General features: G+C 75.8%; 16 protein-coding genes. 4 read left to right on the top strand and 12 right to left on the bottom strand.

What is annotated here, in order from left to right:
• Positions 1-840 (bottom strand): LLM class F420-dependent oxidoreductase, encoded by an 840-nt coding sequence (locus tag ACFPK1_RS30430; RefSeq protein WP_378024695.1) that lies wholly within the window; start codon positions 838-840, stop codon positions 1-3.
• Between the two features lie 44 nt (positions 841-884).
• Here ACFPK1_RS30430 and ACFPK1_RS30425 point away from each other — a divergent pair, with 44 nt between their 5' ends.
• The gene (locus ACFPK1_RS30425; RefSeq protein ID WP_378024694.1) at positions 885-1,262 is read left to right on the top strand and encodes an RNA-binding S4 domain-containing protein; all 378 of its coding nucleotides are present in this window, start codon (positions 885-887) and stop codon (positions 1,260-1,262) included.
• A gap of 24 nt (positions 1,263-1,286) precedes the next feature.
• Here the strand turns inward: ACFPK1_RS30425 and ACFPK1_RS30420 are convergent, their stop codons facing one another.
• The 6 genes from ACFPK1_RS30420 to nadA all read right to left on the bottom strand — a co-directional run bounded on the left by ACFPK1_RS30420 (position 1,287) and on the right by nadA (position 7,689).
• Entirely contained in the window at positions 1,287-2,078 is a 792-nt protein-coding gene (locus tag ACFPK1_RS30420) for a GH12 family glycosyl hydrolase domain-containing protein (RefSeq protein ID WP_378024693.1), read from the bottom strand.
• A gap of 92 nt (positions 2,079-2,170) precedes the next feature.
• Complete coding sequence (locus ACFPK1_RS30415; protein WP_378024692.1) at positions 2,171-3,034, bottom strand: GH12 family glycosyl hydrolase domain-containing protein; 864 nt, start codon at positions 3,032-3,034, stop codon at positions 2,171-2,173.
• Between the two features lie 10 nt (positions 3,035-3,044).
• Entirely contained in the window at positions 3,045-4,181 is a 1,137-nt protein-coding gene (locus ACFPK1_RS30410; RefSeq protein WP_378024691.1) for an NAD(P)/FAD-dependent oxidoreductase, read from the bottom strand.
• Between the two features lie 36 nt (positions 4,182-4,217).
• Entirely contained in the window at positions 4,218-5,093 is an 876-nt protein-coding gene (nadC, locus tag ACFPK1_RS30405) for a carboxylating nicotinate-nucleotide diphosphorylase (RefSeq protein ID WP_378024690.1), read from the bottom strand.
• Positions 5,090-6,688 carry an L-aspartate oxidase gene (locus tag ACFPK1_RS30400; protein WP_378024689.1) on the bottom strand — a complete coding sequence of 533 codons (1,599 nt, stop codon included), beginning with the start codon at positions 6,686-6,688 and terminating at the stop codon, positions 5,090-5,092. The genes nadC and ACFPK1_RS30400 overlap by 4 nt, the downstream gene beginning before the upstream one ends.
• Positions 6,685-7,689 (bottom strand): quinolinate synthase NadA, encoded by a 1,005-nt coding sequence (nadA, locus tag ACFPK1_RS30395; RefSeq protein WP_378024688.1) that lies wholly within the window; start codon positions 7,687-7,689, stop codon positions 6,685-6,687. The genes ACFPK1_RS30400 and nadA overlap by 4 nt, the downstream gene beginning before the upstream one ends.
• A gap of 227 nt (positions 7,690-7,916) precedes the next feature.
• On the opposite strand from nadA, the gene ACFPK1_RS30390 reads away from it, so the two are divergent.
• The 3 genes from ACFPK1_RS30390 (at position 7,917) to ACFPK1_RS30380 (ending at position 9,918) form a co-directional block, all read left to right on the top strand.
• On the top strand, positions 7,917-8,657 hold the full coding sequence (locus ACFPK1_RS30390) for an NUDIX hydrolase (protein ID WP_378024687.1): 741 nt from the start codon (positions 7,917-7,919) through the stop codon (positions 8,655-8,657).
• Positions 8,658-8,667: 10 nt separating this feature from the next.
• Positions 8,668-9,369 (top strand): LON peptidase substrate-binding domain-containing protein, encoded by a 702-nt coding sequence (locus ACFPK1_RS30385; RefSeq protein WP_378024686.1) that lies wholly within the window; start codon positions 8,668-8,670, stop codon positions 9,367-9,369.
• 123 nt (positions 9,370-9,492) lie between these two features.
• Positions 9,493-9,918, top strand: a complete 426-nt coding sequence (locus ACFPK1_RS30380) for an ester cyclase (RefSeq protein ID WP_378024685.1) — start codon at positions 9,493-9,495, stop codon at positions 9,916-9,918.
• A 29-nt stretch (positions 9,919-9,947) separates the two neighbouring features.
• Here ACFPK1_RS30380 and ACFPK1_RS30375 read toward each other — a convergent pair whose 3' ends face one another.
• From ACFPK1_RS30375 to bioD, 5 genes are all read right to left on the bottom strand, one after another.
• Positions 9,948-11,009, bottom strand: a complete 1,062-nt coding sequence (locus tag ACFPK1_RS30375; RefSeq protein ID WP_378024684.1) for a M20 family metallopeptidase — start codon at positions 11,007-11,009, stop codon at positions 9,948-9,950.
• Positions 11,006-11,608, bottom strand: a complete 603-nt coding sequence (locus tag ACFPK1_RS30370; protein ID WP_378024683.1) for a DUF2567 domain-containing protein — start codon at positions 11,606-11,608, stop codon at positions 11,006-11,008. The genes ACFPK1_RS30375 and ACFPK1_RS30370 overlap by 4 nt, the downstream gene beginning before the upstream one ends.
• Positions 11,605-11,850, bottom strand: a complete 246-nt coding sequence (bsaP, locus tag ACFPK1_RS30365; RefSeq protein ID WP_378024682.1) for a biotin synthase auxiliary protein BsaP — start codon at positions 11,848-11,850, stop codon at positions 11,605-11,607. Before bsaP ends, ACFPK1_RS30370 begins: the two co-directional genes overlap by 4 nt.
• A complete protein-coding gene (gene bioB / locus ACFPK1_RS30360) occupies positions 11,847-12,881 on the bottom strand; it encodes a biotin synthase BioB (RefSeq protein WP_378024681.1) in 1,035 nt (344 codons plus the stop codon). The genes bsaP and bioB overlap by 4 nt, the downstream gene beginning before the upstream one ends.
• A 72-nt stretch (positions 12,882-12,953) precedes the next feature.
• Positions 12,954-13,664: a dethiobiotin synthase gene (gene bioD / locus ACFPK1_RS30355; RefSeq protein ID WP_378024680.1), complete on the bottom strand. Its 711-nt coding sequence runs from the start codon at positions 13,662-13,664 to the stop codon at positions 12,954-12,956.
• Positions 13,665-13,684: the final 20 nt, after the last annotated feature.

Genomic DNA, 13,684 nt, shown 5'->3' with positions numbered 1-13,684 from the left:
TCAGCCGATGACCTTGGCCAGCTCGTCGAGCTCCTTGAGCACGGTGTCGCGGTCGGACGAGCTCACGCCGTAGATGGCGCGCTCCAGGCCGATGCGCCGGTAGCCGTCGAGGGCCTCGGACGAGGTCTCGGCGCCGAACAGGGACATCGGGATGCGGCCCCGGCCGGCGTCGGCGGCGCGCTGCTGCAGGGCGTCCGCGCGCTGCTCGAACTCGCCGATGTTGTCCGGCCCCACGCGCTGCGGCAGCCAGGCGTCGCCGTACTCGAGGATCCGGTCCTCGACGCCCGGCCCCATGCCGCCGACGTAGACCGGCGGGTGCGGCTGCTGGGTCGGCTTGGGCCAGGCCCAGCTCGGCGCGAAGTCGACGAACTCGCCGTGGAACTCCGCCTCGTCCTTCGTCCACAGCTCCTTCATGGCCTTGACCTGCTCGCCCATGAGGCGCATGCGCGTCTTGGGGTTCGCCCCGTGGTGCGCCATCTCCTCGCGGTTCCAGCCGGCGCCGATGCCGAAGAGGAAGCGCCCGCCCGAGAGGCGGTCGAGGCTCGCGACCTGCTTGGCGGTGTGGATCGGGTCGCGCTGGATGACCAGGCAGATGCCCGTCGCCACCTTCAGCGTCGTCGTCGCGGCGGCCGCCGCGGTGAGGGCGACGAACGGGTCGTAAGTGTGGATGTACATCCGCGGCAGGTCACCGCCGCCGGGGTACGGCGACGCGCGCTCGGTGGGGATGTGGCTGTGCTCGGGGAACCAGAGCGAGTCGAACCCCCGGGCCTCCACCTCCCGGGCCAGCTCGGCCGGGTCGATGGCGTAGTCGGTCGGGAACATCATGATGCCGTGGTCCACGCAGCAGTCTTATCCCGTCGCGAGGGGCGGCACACTGGTCGGCGATGGACTCCACGCGTGTCGACCGCTGGCTCTGGGCGGTGCGGCTGACGAAGACCCGCGCCGACGCCGCCGACGCCTGCCGCGGCGGTCACGTGCGAGTCAACGACACCCCGGCCAAGCCCGCGACACCGGTGAAGCCGGGCGACACCGTGCGCACGCGGGTCTACGAGATCGCGAGGACCGTCGAGGTCACGAAGGTCATCGAGAAGCGGGTCGGCGCCCCCGTCGCCGTCACCTGCTACGTCGACCACACCCCGCCGCCCCCGCCGCCGGAGGAGCGCCCGGCCCCGGTCGCGGTGCGCGACCGGGGCGCGGGTCGTCCGACCAAGCGGGACCGCCGGATGATCGACGCCCTGCGGGAGCACCCCGCCGAGGACTGATCAGGGCAGCGATCAGGCCAGCGATCAGGGCAGGGTCGCGGAGAACGACCGCGTCGTCAGGCCCCGGCCGCCGATCCACGGCTCGAAGCCGGCCTGCACGCTCGTCATGTACCACTCGGGCTTCGCGACGCCGCGGCGCTGCGCGTCGGCGACGAACTGGTCGAGCGGCAGGTCGGTGACCTGCAGCGTCGGCTCCTGGCGCACGTAGCTGATGGTCGGCAGGTCGATGGCGCCCAGCCACACGTCCCATCGGGTGCCGCCGATCTCCACCTCGGCCTTCTTCTCGCCGATCGGCTGGACGCGCGGGGTGTTCTTGAGCCAGATCATCAGCTCGAGGCCGGTCGGGCGGCCGGTGCGGCGCGGCGTCGGGTCCATCCAGAGGTCGTAGGAGACGTTGTAGTCGCCGGTGGGCGGCACCTCGACCGTCCACGACGACTTCAGCCCGGCGAGCTGGGAGACCGGCCGCGGGAACGGGGTGTCCTTGGTGCAGTTGCCGTAGTTGCAGCCCCACACCATCGACGGGTAGGAGGCCGGCCCGTCCTCGTTGCGGTGGTCGGCGGGGTCGACGACGAAGCCCGTGTCGAAGGCCGTGATGCACTGCGGCGTGTCCGCACCCCAGAGGTTGTTCTGGGCCTCGTAGCGCCCGCCCGCCACCGGCGTCGACTCGGTCTTGCCGCACACCCGCTTGCCCTCGACCCGCGGCGACTCCGGTGCCGGCGGCGCGGTGGCCAGCGCTGGGCTCACCCCCACCAGCATCGCGAGCACGGCGAGGATCGCCACCATGAGCCCGCTCGTCGCTCGCTTCCGACCGTTCATCCGCCGCCGCCCTCGTCGCTCGACCGTTCGTCGCGCTGAAACGTACGGTGGGCGTGTGGGTGACGGGAGGTCATCTCCCTCGTTCGGGACGCTCAGACCCCGTTCCGGGTGAGGGAGAAGGCGTCGGTGGACAGGCCCCCGCCGCCGATCCAGGGCTCGAAGCCGGCCTGGATGTTGGTGAGGAACCAGTCCGGCTCGACGACGCCGCGGCGGGTGGCCTCGGTGACGAACTCGCTGATCGGGAGGTCGACGACGGTGTCGGTGGGCTCCTCGCGGACGTAGGAGATGACCGGCGTGCCGTGGTTCTCGCCCGTCCACACCGCCCACCGGGCGCCGGCGATCTCGACGGTCGCGCGCTCCGAGCCGATGGGCTGCACGCGGTCGGTGCGGTCGAGCCAGATCATCAGCTCGGCGCCGGTGTTGGCGCCCTCGCGGCGCGGGGTCGGGTCGAGCCAGACGTCGTAGGCGACGTTGAAGTCGCCGCGGCGGGGCACGGTCACCGCCCAGCTGGAGCGGATGTCGCCCATCTCCGCCAGGGGTAGCGGGTACGGCGAGTCGCGGGTGCACGTGCCGTAGTTGCAGCCGACCACGATCGAGGGGTAGGCGGCGGGCCCCGAGTCCTTGGCGTGGCGGGCCTCGACGGTGAAGCCGGTGTCGAAGGCGGTGGTGCACTGCGGGGTGTCCGCGCCCCAGGCGTTGTTCTGGACCTCGTAGCGCCCGCCCGCGACCGGCACCGACTCGGTCTTCCCGCAGATGCGGGGCCCCTCCCGCGAGCCCTGCGGGGGCAGGGGCGCGAGGACGCCGAGGGCGGGGTCGCCGGTGCCCGCGGGCGGGGCCGGGGCGGCGGTCGCCGCCGGGGGCGCCGGGTCACCGTCGGTCGAGCCCGTCGAGCACCCGGCGCCGGCGAGCGCGAGCACGGTCAGCAGCACGGCGAGCACGCGCCGCATGTCCCCCATACGGGCGAGGCTAGCGGGGGCTCCCCGCGGCCCCGAGGCGGGTGGCGAGCACCGCGTCGAGGGTCGTGCCCTGGTCTTCCAGGGCGGCCAGGACGTCGGCCGGCGGGGTGTCGCCGCGGATCACGGCGGCGGCGAGGGCGGCCGCGGCGGGCGCGGTCTCGATGCCCGAGCCGCCCTGACCGGCGAAGAGGTGCAGGCCGGGATGCCCGGGGCGGTCGCCGATGACCAGCGAGCGGTCCGGGGCGAAGGTGCGCAGACCCGTCCAGCTCGTCGCCACCGAGCGCAGGCCCAGGGTGGTGACGGCGTTGACGTGCTCGAGGGCGCGGGCGACGTCCAGCTCGTCGGGGCGCGGGTCGCCGGGCTCGGCCGGGGTCTCCTCCGACGGGGAGACCAGCAGGTGCTCGCCCTCGGGCTTGGCGTACCAGCGCTCGCCGGCGGAGACGACGAACGGGTCGTCGCGGCGCACCGGCGCGCCCGCGGGGACGCGCGCGATCGCGATGGTGCGGCGCAGCGGGCGCAGGCCGACCGGGTCGACGCCGGCGAGGGTGAGCAGGCGGTCGGTCCAGGCCCCCGCGGCGAGGACGACGGTGTCGGTGTCGAGGTGGTCGTGGCCGGTCCCGACGCGCCAGCCGGTGGTCCGGCGCTCGAGCGACGTGACCGGGGTGCCCGTCCGAATCTCGCCGCCCCGGGCGCGCAGGGCGCGGCGGTAGTGCTGGTGCAGCCCGAGCGGGTCGGCGTCCTGGGCGGTCTCGACGACGGCGGCGGCGCGCAGGAGGTCGCGGCGCAGGGCGGGCCAGCGGGCGACGGCGTCGTCGGGGGCGAGCTCGTCGACGGCGTCGAGGGGCAGGATCTCGGTCCGGAGCACCAGCTCCTCGTGCTCGTCGTGGGCGACGTGCAGGACGGGGCGCGGGCGCAGGAACGAGTGGCCGGCCTCGTCGGCGAGGGCGTCGAACCGGGCGCGCGAGGCGGTGACGAGCGCGCGGGCAGGCGGCGGGCCGTGGCCGGGGATGTAGCTCGCCGCCGAGCGGCCCGTGGTGTGCCGGGCGAGCTCGTGCTCGCCCTCGAGCAGCACCACGGGACCGTCCCGCGCGAGCTCCGCGGCCACCGAGACCCCGGCGATCCCGCCGCCGACGACGACCACTCCCATGTGAGCGATCTTCCCGGCTACGGCCGGGAATTTCACTCACGTGGCGAGGTCGAGCCCGAGGTCGAGGACGGGGGCGGAGTGGGTGAGAGCGCCGACGGCGAGGAAGTCGACGCCGGCCGCGGCGTGGGCGGCGGCGGTGTCGAGCGTCAGGCCGCCGGAGACCTCGAGGCCGGTGCCCGGCGCGCGGGCGTCGCGGCGCACCACGGCCTCGGCCGCGTGGTCGGGGGTGAAGTTGTCGAGCAGGACCAGCTCGACGCCGAGCTCGAGCACCTCGTCGAGCTGGGCCAGCGAGTCGACCTCGAGCTCGCAGGGCAGGTCGGGGGCGTACGCCCGGGCGGCGGCGAGCGCCGCGGTGACCGAGCCGGCCGCCGCGACGTGGTTGTCCTTGATCAGGATCGCGTCGCCGAGCGACATCCGGTGGTTCACCCCGCCCCCGCAGCGCACCGCGTACTTCTGCAGCGCGCGCAGCCCCGGCACGGTCTTGCGGGTGTCGCGGATGCGGGCGCGGGTGCCGGCGACGGCGTCGACCCACGCGGACGTGGCCGTCGCGACCCCGGAGAGCTGGCCGAGCAGGTTGAGCGCGGTCCGCTCGGCGGTCAGCAGGGTGCGCAGGGGCGCGCGGACGGCGAGGGCGACGTCGCCGGGGTCGAGCCGATCGCCGTCGGTCCTCGCGGCCAGCACCTCGAGGTCCGGCCCGCACACCCGCTCGAGCACGCGGACCGCGACGCCGAGCCCGGCGAGCGTCCCGGCGGGGCGGGTGCGGAACTCGCCGACGGCCACGGTGCCCTCCGGCACGCACGCGGCGGTGGTGGCGTCGGGGCCGTCGCGCAGGTCCTCGTCGAGCGCGCGGGTGACGACGGCGTCGACCTCGGCCGGGTCGAGCCCCGCGGGCAGGGTGAGCGAGGCGGTCATGCGACACCTCCGTGACGGGCGTCGGTGGTCCCGACGTGCAGGCGGTCCCCGGACAGGACGACGGTGGACGAGGCGCGCTGCCAGTGGTCGTCGGTGCGCGGGTGGTCGGTGCGGACGTGGCAGCCGCGGCTCTCGGTGCGCGAGCCCGCGGCCGCGAGCAGGGCGTGCGCGGCGAGGGTCAAGGCGGCGTCCTCGACCTCGGCGCGGGTGGTCGCGACGCGCTCGGTGCTCGCGGCCTCGACGGCGTCCGAGGCGGCGGCGAGCCCGGCGGCGTCGCGCCCGATCGCCGCGCCGCGGGTCATGGCGGCCTGCAGGAGGGCGCGGGCGGCGACGTGCGCCGGCCGCGGCTCGGGGTCGGCCGGATCGGCCAGGCGCCGCGGCCCGGCCAGCGTGGCGGCGACGTCCTCGGCGGCCCGCCGGCCCATGACCAAGCCCTCGAGCAGGCTGTTCGAGGCGAGGCGGTTGGCGCCGTGCAGCCCCGTGCGGGCGACCTCGCCGGCGGCCCAGAGCCCGGGGACCCCGGTGCGCCCGCGGTCGTCGGTGACCACACCGCCGCACGAGTAGTGCGCGGCCGGCCGGACCGGGACGGGGTCGCGCGCGAGGTCGACGCCGATGGCGGCGCACGAGGCGGCGACCGTCGGGAAGCGGGCGGCGACGTCGGGGATGCCGGTGGCGTCGAGCCAGACGTGCTCGGCGCCGAGGGCCCCGATGCGCCGGGTGATGGCCGCGGCGACGACGTCGCGGGGAGCCAGGTCGCCGAGCGGGTGCACCCCGGCGGTCACCGACCCCCCGCTCGTGTCCCGCAGCACCGCCCCCTCGCCGCGCAGGGCCTCGGTGACCAGCGGCGCGCGGCCCCTCAGCGCGGCCCCGGTGTACAGCGCGGTGGGGTGGAACTGGACGAACTCGACGTCGGCGAGCGCCGCCCCGGCGCGCAGGGCGAGCGCCCAGCCGTCGGCGGTCGCGACCTCCGGGTTGGTCGTCGTCTCGTAGAGCCCGCCGACGCCGCCGGTCGCGAGTAGCACGGCGGGCGCGGCGAGGACCCCGGCGCGGCCCTCGTCGTCGCGGACCTCCAGGCCCTCGACGGCGCCGTCCGGCCCGGTGAGCACCGACGACGCGGCGTGGCCCGCGAGCACCGTCAGCTCCTCGCGCCGCGAGGCCGCGAGCAGGGCGCGCTCGACCTCGGCGCCGGTGGCGTCGCCGCCGGCGTGCACGACGCGCAGCGCGGTGTGCCCGCCCTCGCGGGTGCGGGCCAGGCGGTCGGGGTGGCCGTCGAACACCGCGCCCTCGCCGCGCAGCGCCGCGACCGCCGCGGGCCCGGCGGCGAGGATCGTGCGGGCGGCGAGCGGGTCGACGAGGCCGCCGCCGGCGGCGACGGTGTCGGCGAGGTGGGTCGCGACGGAGTCGCCGGGCACGTCACCGAGCACCACGGCGATGCCGCCCTGGGCCCAGCGGGTGCTCCCGGCGTCGGGGGTGTCCTTGGTGACGACGACGACGCGCAGGCCGGCGCGCTGCCCGGTGAGCGCCGCGGTCAGGCCGGCGACCCCGGAGCCGACGACCACCAGGTCGGCGGCCGTCCCCCAGTCCGGCCGGCTCACTCCCCGCCCCCGGGCTGCCCGATCTCGATCATGCGCTGGACGGCGCCGCGGGCCTTCTGTGCCGTCGCCGCGTCCACGTGGACCTCGTCCCGGCCGTCGCGCAGCGCCCGGGTCAGCGCGCCCGGCGTGATCATCTTCATGTAGGAGCAGGCGGCGCGGTCGTTGACCGCCCGGAAGTCGACGTCGGGGTTGGCGCGGCGCAGCTGGTGGAGCATCCCGACCTCGGTGGCCACCAGCACGCTGCGCTTCGTCGTGTTCTTCGCGGCGTCGAGCATCCCGCCGGTCGAGAGGATGTGGACCTGGTCGGCGGGTACCGCGCCCGCACCGGCGAGGTAGAGCGCGCTCGTCGCGCACCCGCACTCGGGGTGGACGAACAGGTCGGCCTCGGGGTCGGCCTGCGCCTGGGCGGTGAGCTCGGCGCCGTTGATGCCGGCGTGGACGTGGCACTCGCCCGCCCAGATGTGCAGGTTGCTCCGCCCCGTGACGCGCCGGACGTGTGCGCCGAGGAACTGGTCGGGCAGGAAGAGCACGTCGCGGTCGGCGTCGATGCTCTCGACCACCTCGACGGCGTTCGACGACGTGCAGCAGACGTCGGTCTCGGCCTTCACCGCGGCCGTGGTGTTGACGTAGCTGACGACGACCGCACCCGGGTGCTCCGCCTTCCAGGCGCGCAGCTCGTCGGCGGTGATCGAGTCGGCGAGGCTGCAGCCGGCGCGCGCGTCCGGGATGAGGACCGTCTTCTCCGAGGCGAGGATCTTCGCGGTCTCGGCCATGAAGTGGACGCCGCAGAAGACGATCGTGCTCGCGTCGCTGGCGGCGGCGATGCGGGAGAGCGCCAGCGAGTCGCCGGTGTGGTCGGCGACGTCCTGGATCTCGGGGCGCTGATAGTTGTGCGCGAGAACCACGGCGTCGCGCTCGCGCGCGAGCCGGCGCACCTCGTCCGCCCAGTCCGGGCCGGCGACGAGCGGCTCGACGAGGTCCGTGGCAGCGGTGACGGTCATCGCCGTCTCCTCCCCCGGCAGCCCCTCGGCGTCGAGGGCGACCGGTCTCGGTGGTTTTCGCCTGATGGTCGAAAACGTGGCCGACCGTACCCGCCCGCTCCGCCCCCGCGCCAGGGCCCGGTCACGCGGCGTGGTGCGCGCCACCTCGCCCGCCGTCGAGCGCGTGGCGATACGGACGTTGGGCGTCAGCGGAGTGCCGCCGCTGACACGGCCTACGATCACGCTCCGTGGAGGGCGGTGAGGTCGCTGAGGCGGGGACGTACGCGCACGACGTGCTCGCCGTCGTCCTGCGCATCACCGGGGCCGTGCCGAGCGTGCTGCTCTGGCAGCGGGCGCGGGAGCCGCACGCCGGGCGCTGGGCGCTGCCGGGCGGGCGGCTCGGGCCCGACGAGGACGTCGAGGCCTCCGTGCGCCGCCACCTCGCCGAGAAGGTCGACCTCGGCGAGGTCGCGCACGTCGAGCAGCTCGGCGTCTTCTCCGACCCCCACCGCGGCCCGCCCCCGCGCCGGATCGCGACGGCGTTCCTCGGCCTCGTCCCCACCGACGCCGATCCGGCCGTTCCCGACGACACCGCCTGGCACCGGGTCGACCGCCTCCCCGGGACGGCCTTCGACCACGGCGCCATCACCCGCGACGGCCTCGACCGGCTGCGCGCGAAACTGTCGTACACCAACATCGGCTTCGCGCTCGCGCCGGCCGCGTTCACCGTCTCCGAGCTGCGCGATCTCTACGCCGCCGCGCTCGGGCACCGGGTGTCGGCGACCAACCTGCAGCGCGTGCTGACCCGCCGCGGCGTGCTCGTGCCCACCGGCGAGACGGCGGCTCCGGGGCCCGCCGGGGGTCGCCCGGCCGCGGTCTTCCGGTTCTCCGACCGCGGACTGCGCGTGACCGATCCGTTCGCCGCGCTGCGACCACCCGGTGAGCCCACCGGCGAAACCCACCCGGCGGCGACGCGCCCGGGGTCGTAGCGTGGGCGCCGTGGTCGAGACGCTGCCCCTGTTCCCGCTGGGGACCGTGCTGCTCCCGGGCGCCTCACTGCCACTGCACATCTTCGAGCCGCGCTACCGCCAGCTGACGATCGACCTGGTCACCGGCACGCTGCCGGGCAAGCAGTTCGGGGTGGTCGCGGTCCGCGAGGGCTGGAGCCCCGACGACGGCCGGAACGGCCTGCACGACGTCGGCTGCACCGCGACGCTGCGCGAGGTCCGCCGGCTGCCCGACGGGCGCTTCGACATCCAGACCACCGGCGACCGGCGCTTCCGCCTCGTCGACGTCGACGACGCGAGCGCGCCCTACCTCGTCGGGACCGTCGAGTGGCTGCCCGACGACGAGGACGGCGGGACGCAGGACCTCGCGCCGCTGGCGATGGCCGCCCGCGCCGCGCACCGCCGCTACTGCACCACGGCCTGGCGCCAGCAGGGCGGCGGCGACGGGGAGCTGCCCGCCGAGCTCGCGGAGGAGCCGGCCCCCGACGTCGCCGACCCCGAGCTCGCCCACCTCCTCGCCGGCGACTGCCTGTTGCCCCTCGCCGATCGCCAGGAGCTGCTCGAGCAGACCTGCCCGATCAAGCGCCTGCAGCTCGTGCGCCAGTCGATGACCCGCGAGGCGGTGCTGCTCGACGAGCTGCGGGCCGTGTGGGCGCCGAGCGCGAAGTTCGCGGTCGAGCACAGCCTCAACTAGGCGCACGGCCCCGCCGCCGAGACCAGACCTCCGCCCGCCCGGCACCCAGGAGTGATGCCGCGCGCCGATCCTGCAGCCCTCGACGCCGGCTCCCGGCGTCCGGAGGCGAGAGCGGGAGGTCACGTGAACGCGGGCGAACTGATGCAGCTGAGCATCGAGAGGTGGAACGCCAAGGACCAGGCGGGGTGGTCCGCCCTCTTCACCGAGGACGCGACACTGTCGGCGCCGGGTGGGGTCGGCGGCGCGGGGCCGGAGATCGTGGCGATGTTCTACCGCCTGTGGCAGGAGGCCTTCCCCGACAACCGGTGCCGCGTCCTGCGGATCGTCGACGGAGGTGGCAGCGGCGTCGTCGAGGCGGTGTTCGAGGGGACCCACACCGAGACGCTCCACGCGCCGAGTGGCGATCTGCCGTCCACGGGTCGCCGGGTCAGCGTCCCCTTCATCAACATCGGCAACGTCTCCGGGGATCGCTTCACCGACTTCGGGCTGTACTTCGACCAGGTCGATCTCCTGACCCAGCTCGGGCTGGTCGGGGCCCCCGTCGGTTGACGCCGTGGTGAGGTCTGGACCGTGAGCGGTCAGGTGAGCTCGGCCAGCACCCGGCGGTAGGCCTCGGCGGCGGGGTCGACCAGGTCGGCCGGCGCCCACTCGTCGGTGACGTGGCACTGCTCGGGCTCGCCGGGGCCGCAGACGATCGTGTCGGCGCCCCCGAGGGCGCCGGCGAGCACGCTCGCGTCGGTGAAGTACGTGGCGTAGCTCGGCGTGCCCCCGCCGAGCAGCTCGACGGCCCGGGCGACGCGCTGCGGGTCGGTGTCGATCAGCGGCAGCTCGACGAGGCGCTCGGTCGCCACCGCGACGCCGGCCAGGTCGACGACCGTCGCCTCGGCCGCGTCGGCGGTGTCGCCGGGGACCAGGCGCAGGTCGACGGTCAGCGCGGCGCGGTCGGGCACGACGTTGGGCTGGATGCCCGCGCGCATCATCCCGACGTTCGCGGTGGTCGCGCCGTGGGTGGGGCTGGTCGGCCAGGCGTCGTGCTCGTGGATGCGCACCGCGGCGCGGGCCAGGTCGACCAGCGCGTTGTGGCCGAGGTCGGGCCGCGACCCGTGCGCGGGGATCCCCGTCGCGTGCAGGACCAGCCACAGCACGCCCTTGTGGCCCAGCACGACGCGGTTGTTCGTCGGCTCGGCCACCAGCAGCGTCCCGGACGGCCGCAGCGCGCCGGCCGGGATCTCGCGGGCGCCCTCGCAGCCGGTCTCCTCGCCGAACGTCAGCACGACCTGCACGCCGGTGCCGCCGCCGCGGACGTGCTCGGCGGCCGCGACGACGGCGGCGGCGACGCCCGCCTTCATGTCGCTCGCGCCCCGCCCGCGCAGCCGCCCGTCGACGACGTCGCCGGCGAGCGGGTCGAACGACCACACCGTCTCGTCGGCGGGCACGGTGTCGAGGTGCCCGGTGAGCGTCACCGGCGTCGCGTCACCGTGGCGCGCCACGAGGTTCGCCCGCCCGGGCCGCGTCTCGTGGACGTCGACGACCAGCCCGGCGTCCTCGAGGCGGTTCGCGAGCAGGTCGGCGGCGACGCGTTCCCCGCCGCCGCGGGTGTCGAGGCGGACCAGCTCGCCCGCGAGGTCGAGAGCGGTCATGCGGTGTCCCTCCCCATGTCCTCGTGCCCGTCGACGATCGCGGCGAGCACGTACGTCAGCGCCGCCCCGAGCCCGGCGACCAGCGCGATCCACCAGGGTCCCGGCGACGCGGGCACGCTCGTCAGCACCGCGGGCACGGGCGCGCCCGGCGCCCCCGCGGTCCCGATGGCGGCCGGGTCGACGAGCACCGGCACCGGGGACGCCGACCAGGCGAACAGCGCCCCGACCCGCCCCGCCAGCACGGCCCCGACCAGCGACCCGAGCACCACCGCGACCAGCACCACCGGCCCGCGCCGGTGTCGGCGGCGCCACGCGACGGCGCCGGCGACCACGCCGAACGCGGTCATCATCAGCAGGAAGATCGCCACCGCGTCGAACGCGTGGTCGGCCTCCCCCGCCGGGGTGCCGGTGCCGGCACCGGGCAGGGCGACGACGTTCGTGTCGGGCGCCAGCAACGCCCACAGCGCGCCGAGCGGGAGCCCGACCACGGCCAGGATCGCCGCGAGGCGCAGCGCCGCGGGCACGTCGCCGCGCAGCTCGCCGCGGGTCAGCCGGCCCTCCGGCTCGGTCGGCAGGAAGTCCTCGTCGAGCGCCGTCACGAGAACCCGTTCGCCCCCGCCGACTCGCCGTGCCGGCTGCACCGCGCCGTCCAGCCCACCGGGTCGACCTGCACGACCATCCGCCGCGCGCAGAGCGGGCAGTGGCGCGGCGGGTCGACGGTGGCGAGCCGGCGGTCGCAGCCGGCGTGGTCGCCGACGGTGCGCGCGGCGCCGCACCAGGCGCAGAACGGCCGCTCGACGGCGAGGTCGGCGTCGGCGGGCGGCTCCACGACGGCGCTCACAACGTGTCGTTCAGGGCCTTGATCGGCATCTTGAGGGTCTCGAGCATGTCGAGGTCCTGCTCGGCCGGGCGCCCGAGGTTGGTCAGGTAGTTGCCGACGATGATCGCGTTGACGCCGCCGAGCATGCCCTGCTCGGCACCGAGGTCGCCGAGGGTGAGCTCGCGGCCGCCCGCGAAGCGCAGCACGGTGCGCGGCAGCGCGAGACGGAACGCCGCCACCGTCATCAGCGCGTCGGCGCCCTGGGGCACCTCGAGGTGCGCGAACGGGGTGCCGGGGTTCGGGATGAGGAAGTTCAGCGGCACCTCGTCGGGCTCGAGCTCCGCGAGCTGCACGGCGAACTCCGCGCGCTGCTCGAGGGTCTCCCCCATGCCGACGATGCCGCCGCAGCAGACCTCCATGCCCGCCGCGCGCACCATCTGCAGGGTCTCCCAGCGCTCCTCCCAGGAGTGCGTGGTGACGACCTCGGGGAAGTGCGATCGGGCGGTCTCGAGGTTGTGGTTGTAGCGGTGCACGCCCATCGCGGCGAGCTCGTCGACCTGCTCCTGGGTCAGCATCCCCAGCGAGCAGGCGACGTTGATGTCGACCTCGGCGCGGATCGCGGCGATCCCGGCGCGCACCTGCTCCATGAGCTTGGCGTCCGGCCCGCGCACGGCGGCGACGATGCAGAACTCCGTCGCCCCGGTCTTCGCGGTCTGCTTCGCCGCCTCCACCAGGCGGTCGACGTCGAGCCACGCCGCGCGCACCGGCGACTCGAACAGCCCCGACTGCGAGCAGAAGTGGCAGTCCTCGGGGCAGCCGCCGGTCTTGAGCGACACGATGCCCTCGACCTCGACCTCCGGCCCGCAGTGGCGCATCCGCACCTCGTGGGCCAGCGCGAGCGCCTCGTGCAGGCGGTCGGTGGGCAGCTGCAGGACGGCCAGGACCTGCTCCTGCGACAGGCCCTCCCCGCGCTCGAGCACCTGCTCGCGGGCCACGGCGAGGATGTCCCCGCCGGTGTCCTCGGCGGTGGTGCCGGTATCGACGGCCGTCACGCACGGCTCCCTTCGTCGGGCGCTCTTCTGTCGGGCACTGTCGCGCCCTGTTCGGGCTCGCCGCAGTGTGCCTCACGTGTCGTGCCCGGGGGACCACCCACCGCCGAGGAGGGGACCCAGGCCACACCGCGCGGCCTCGAGGAAACGCGCCGGTGTCGCGGTGCCGAGCCCGGCGGGCAGCACGCCGAGCAGCGGCGCCCCGGTGACCACGGGCAGGTCGGCCAGGTTGGTCCGCTCGGCGAGGTCGGGGTGCTCCGGGTAGGCGCCGACGACCGTGCCGGCCAGCGGCACCGCGCGGCGGGCGAGGGCCTCGGCGGTCAGCGCGGCGGTGTTGAGCACGCCGAGCCCGGCGCTCGCGACCAGCAGCACCGGCGCCCCGAGGCCGGCCGCGACGTCGGCGAGCGTCTCGGGCGGGTAGGTCCCGGCGCCGTCGTTGAGGCGCACCAGCAGCCCGCCGGCACCCTCGACGATCATGAGGTCGGCGTCGAGCGCCCGCACCGCGTCCACCACCTGCGCGGCCGTCACCGGCGTCGCCCCGGCGCGGCGGGCCGCCGTCGCGGGCGCCAGCGGCTCGGGGAACCGGGCGAGCTCGAGGGTGTCGACGTCCCCGGCCAGGCGCGCGACGGTGGCGAGGTCGCCGTCCTCGCCGGGCCCGACGCCGGTCTGGGCCGGCTTGACCACGGTGACGCGCTCGCCCGCCGCCCGCGCCAGGGCGGCGACGGCGGCGACCACCACCGTCTTGCCGACGTCGGTACCGGTGCCGGTGACGATCAGGGTCCGCACGGTGCGGGACCGTAGCCGCG

Origin of the sequence: Actinomycetospora rhizophila, assembly GCF_042657905.1 — a bacterium.
GTDB lineage: Bacteria > Actinomycetota > Actinomycetes > Mycobacteriales > Pseudonocardiaceae > Actinomycetospora > Actinomycetospora rhizophila.
This window is presented reverse-complemented; position numbering and strand designations above follow the sequence as displayed.

What these genes read in the sequence shown, in the direction of transcription:
- ACFPK1_RS30425 (WP_378024694.1), top strand. Translation starts at nt 885, where the DNA reads ATGGACTCCACGCGTGTCGACCGCTGGCTCTGGGCGGTGCGGCTGACG.
- ACFPK1_RS30420 (WP_378024693.1), bottom strand. Translation starts at nt 2,078, where the DNA reads ATGAACGGTCGGAAGCGAGCGACGAGCGGGCTCATGGTGGCGATCCTC.
- ACFPK1_RS30415 (WP_378024692.1), bottom strand. Translation starts at nt 3,034, where the DNA reads ATGGGGGACATGCGGCGCGTGCTCGCCGTGCTGCTGACCGTGCTCGCG.
- ACFPK1_RS30410 (WP_378024691.1), bottom strand. Translation starts at nt 4,181, where the DNA reads ATGGGAGTGGTCGTCGTCGGCGGCGGGATCGCCGGGGTCTCGGTGGCC.
- nadC (WP_378024690.1), bottom strand. Translation starts at nt 5,093, where the DNA reads ATGACCGCCTCGCTCACCCTGCCCGCGGGGCTCGACCCGGCCGAGGTC.
- nadA (WP_378024688.1), bottom strand. Translation starts at nt 7,689, where the DNA reads ATGACCGTCACCGCTGCCACGGACCTCGTCGAGCCGCTCGTCGCCGGC.
- ACFPK1_RS30375 (WP_378024684.1), bottom strand. Translation starts at nt 11,009, where the DNA reads ATGACCGCTCTCGACCTCGCGGGCGAGCTGGTCCGCCTCGACACCCGC.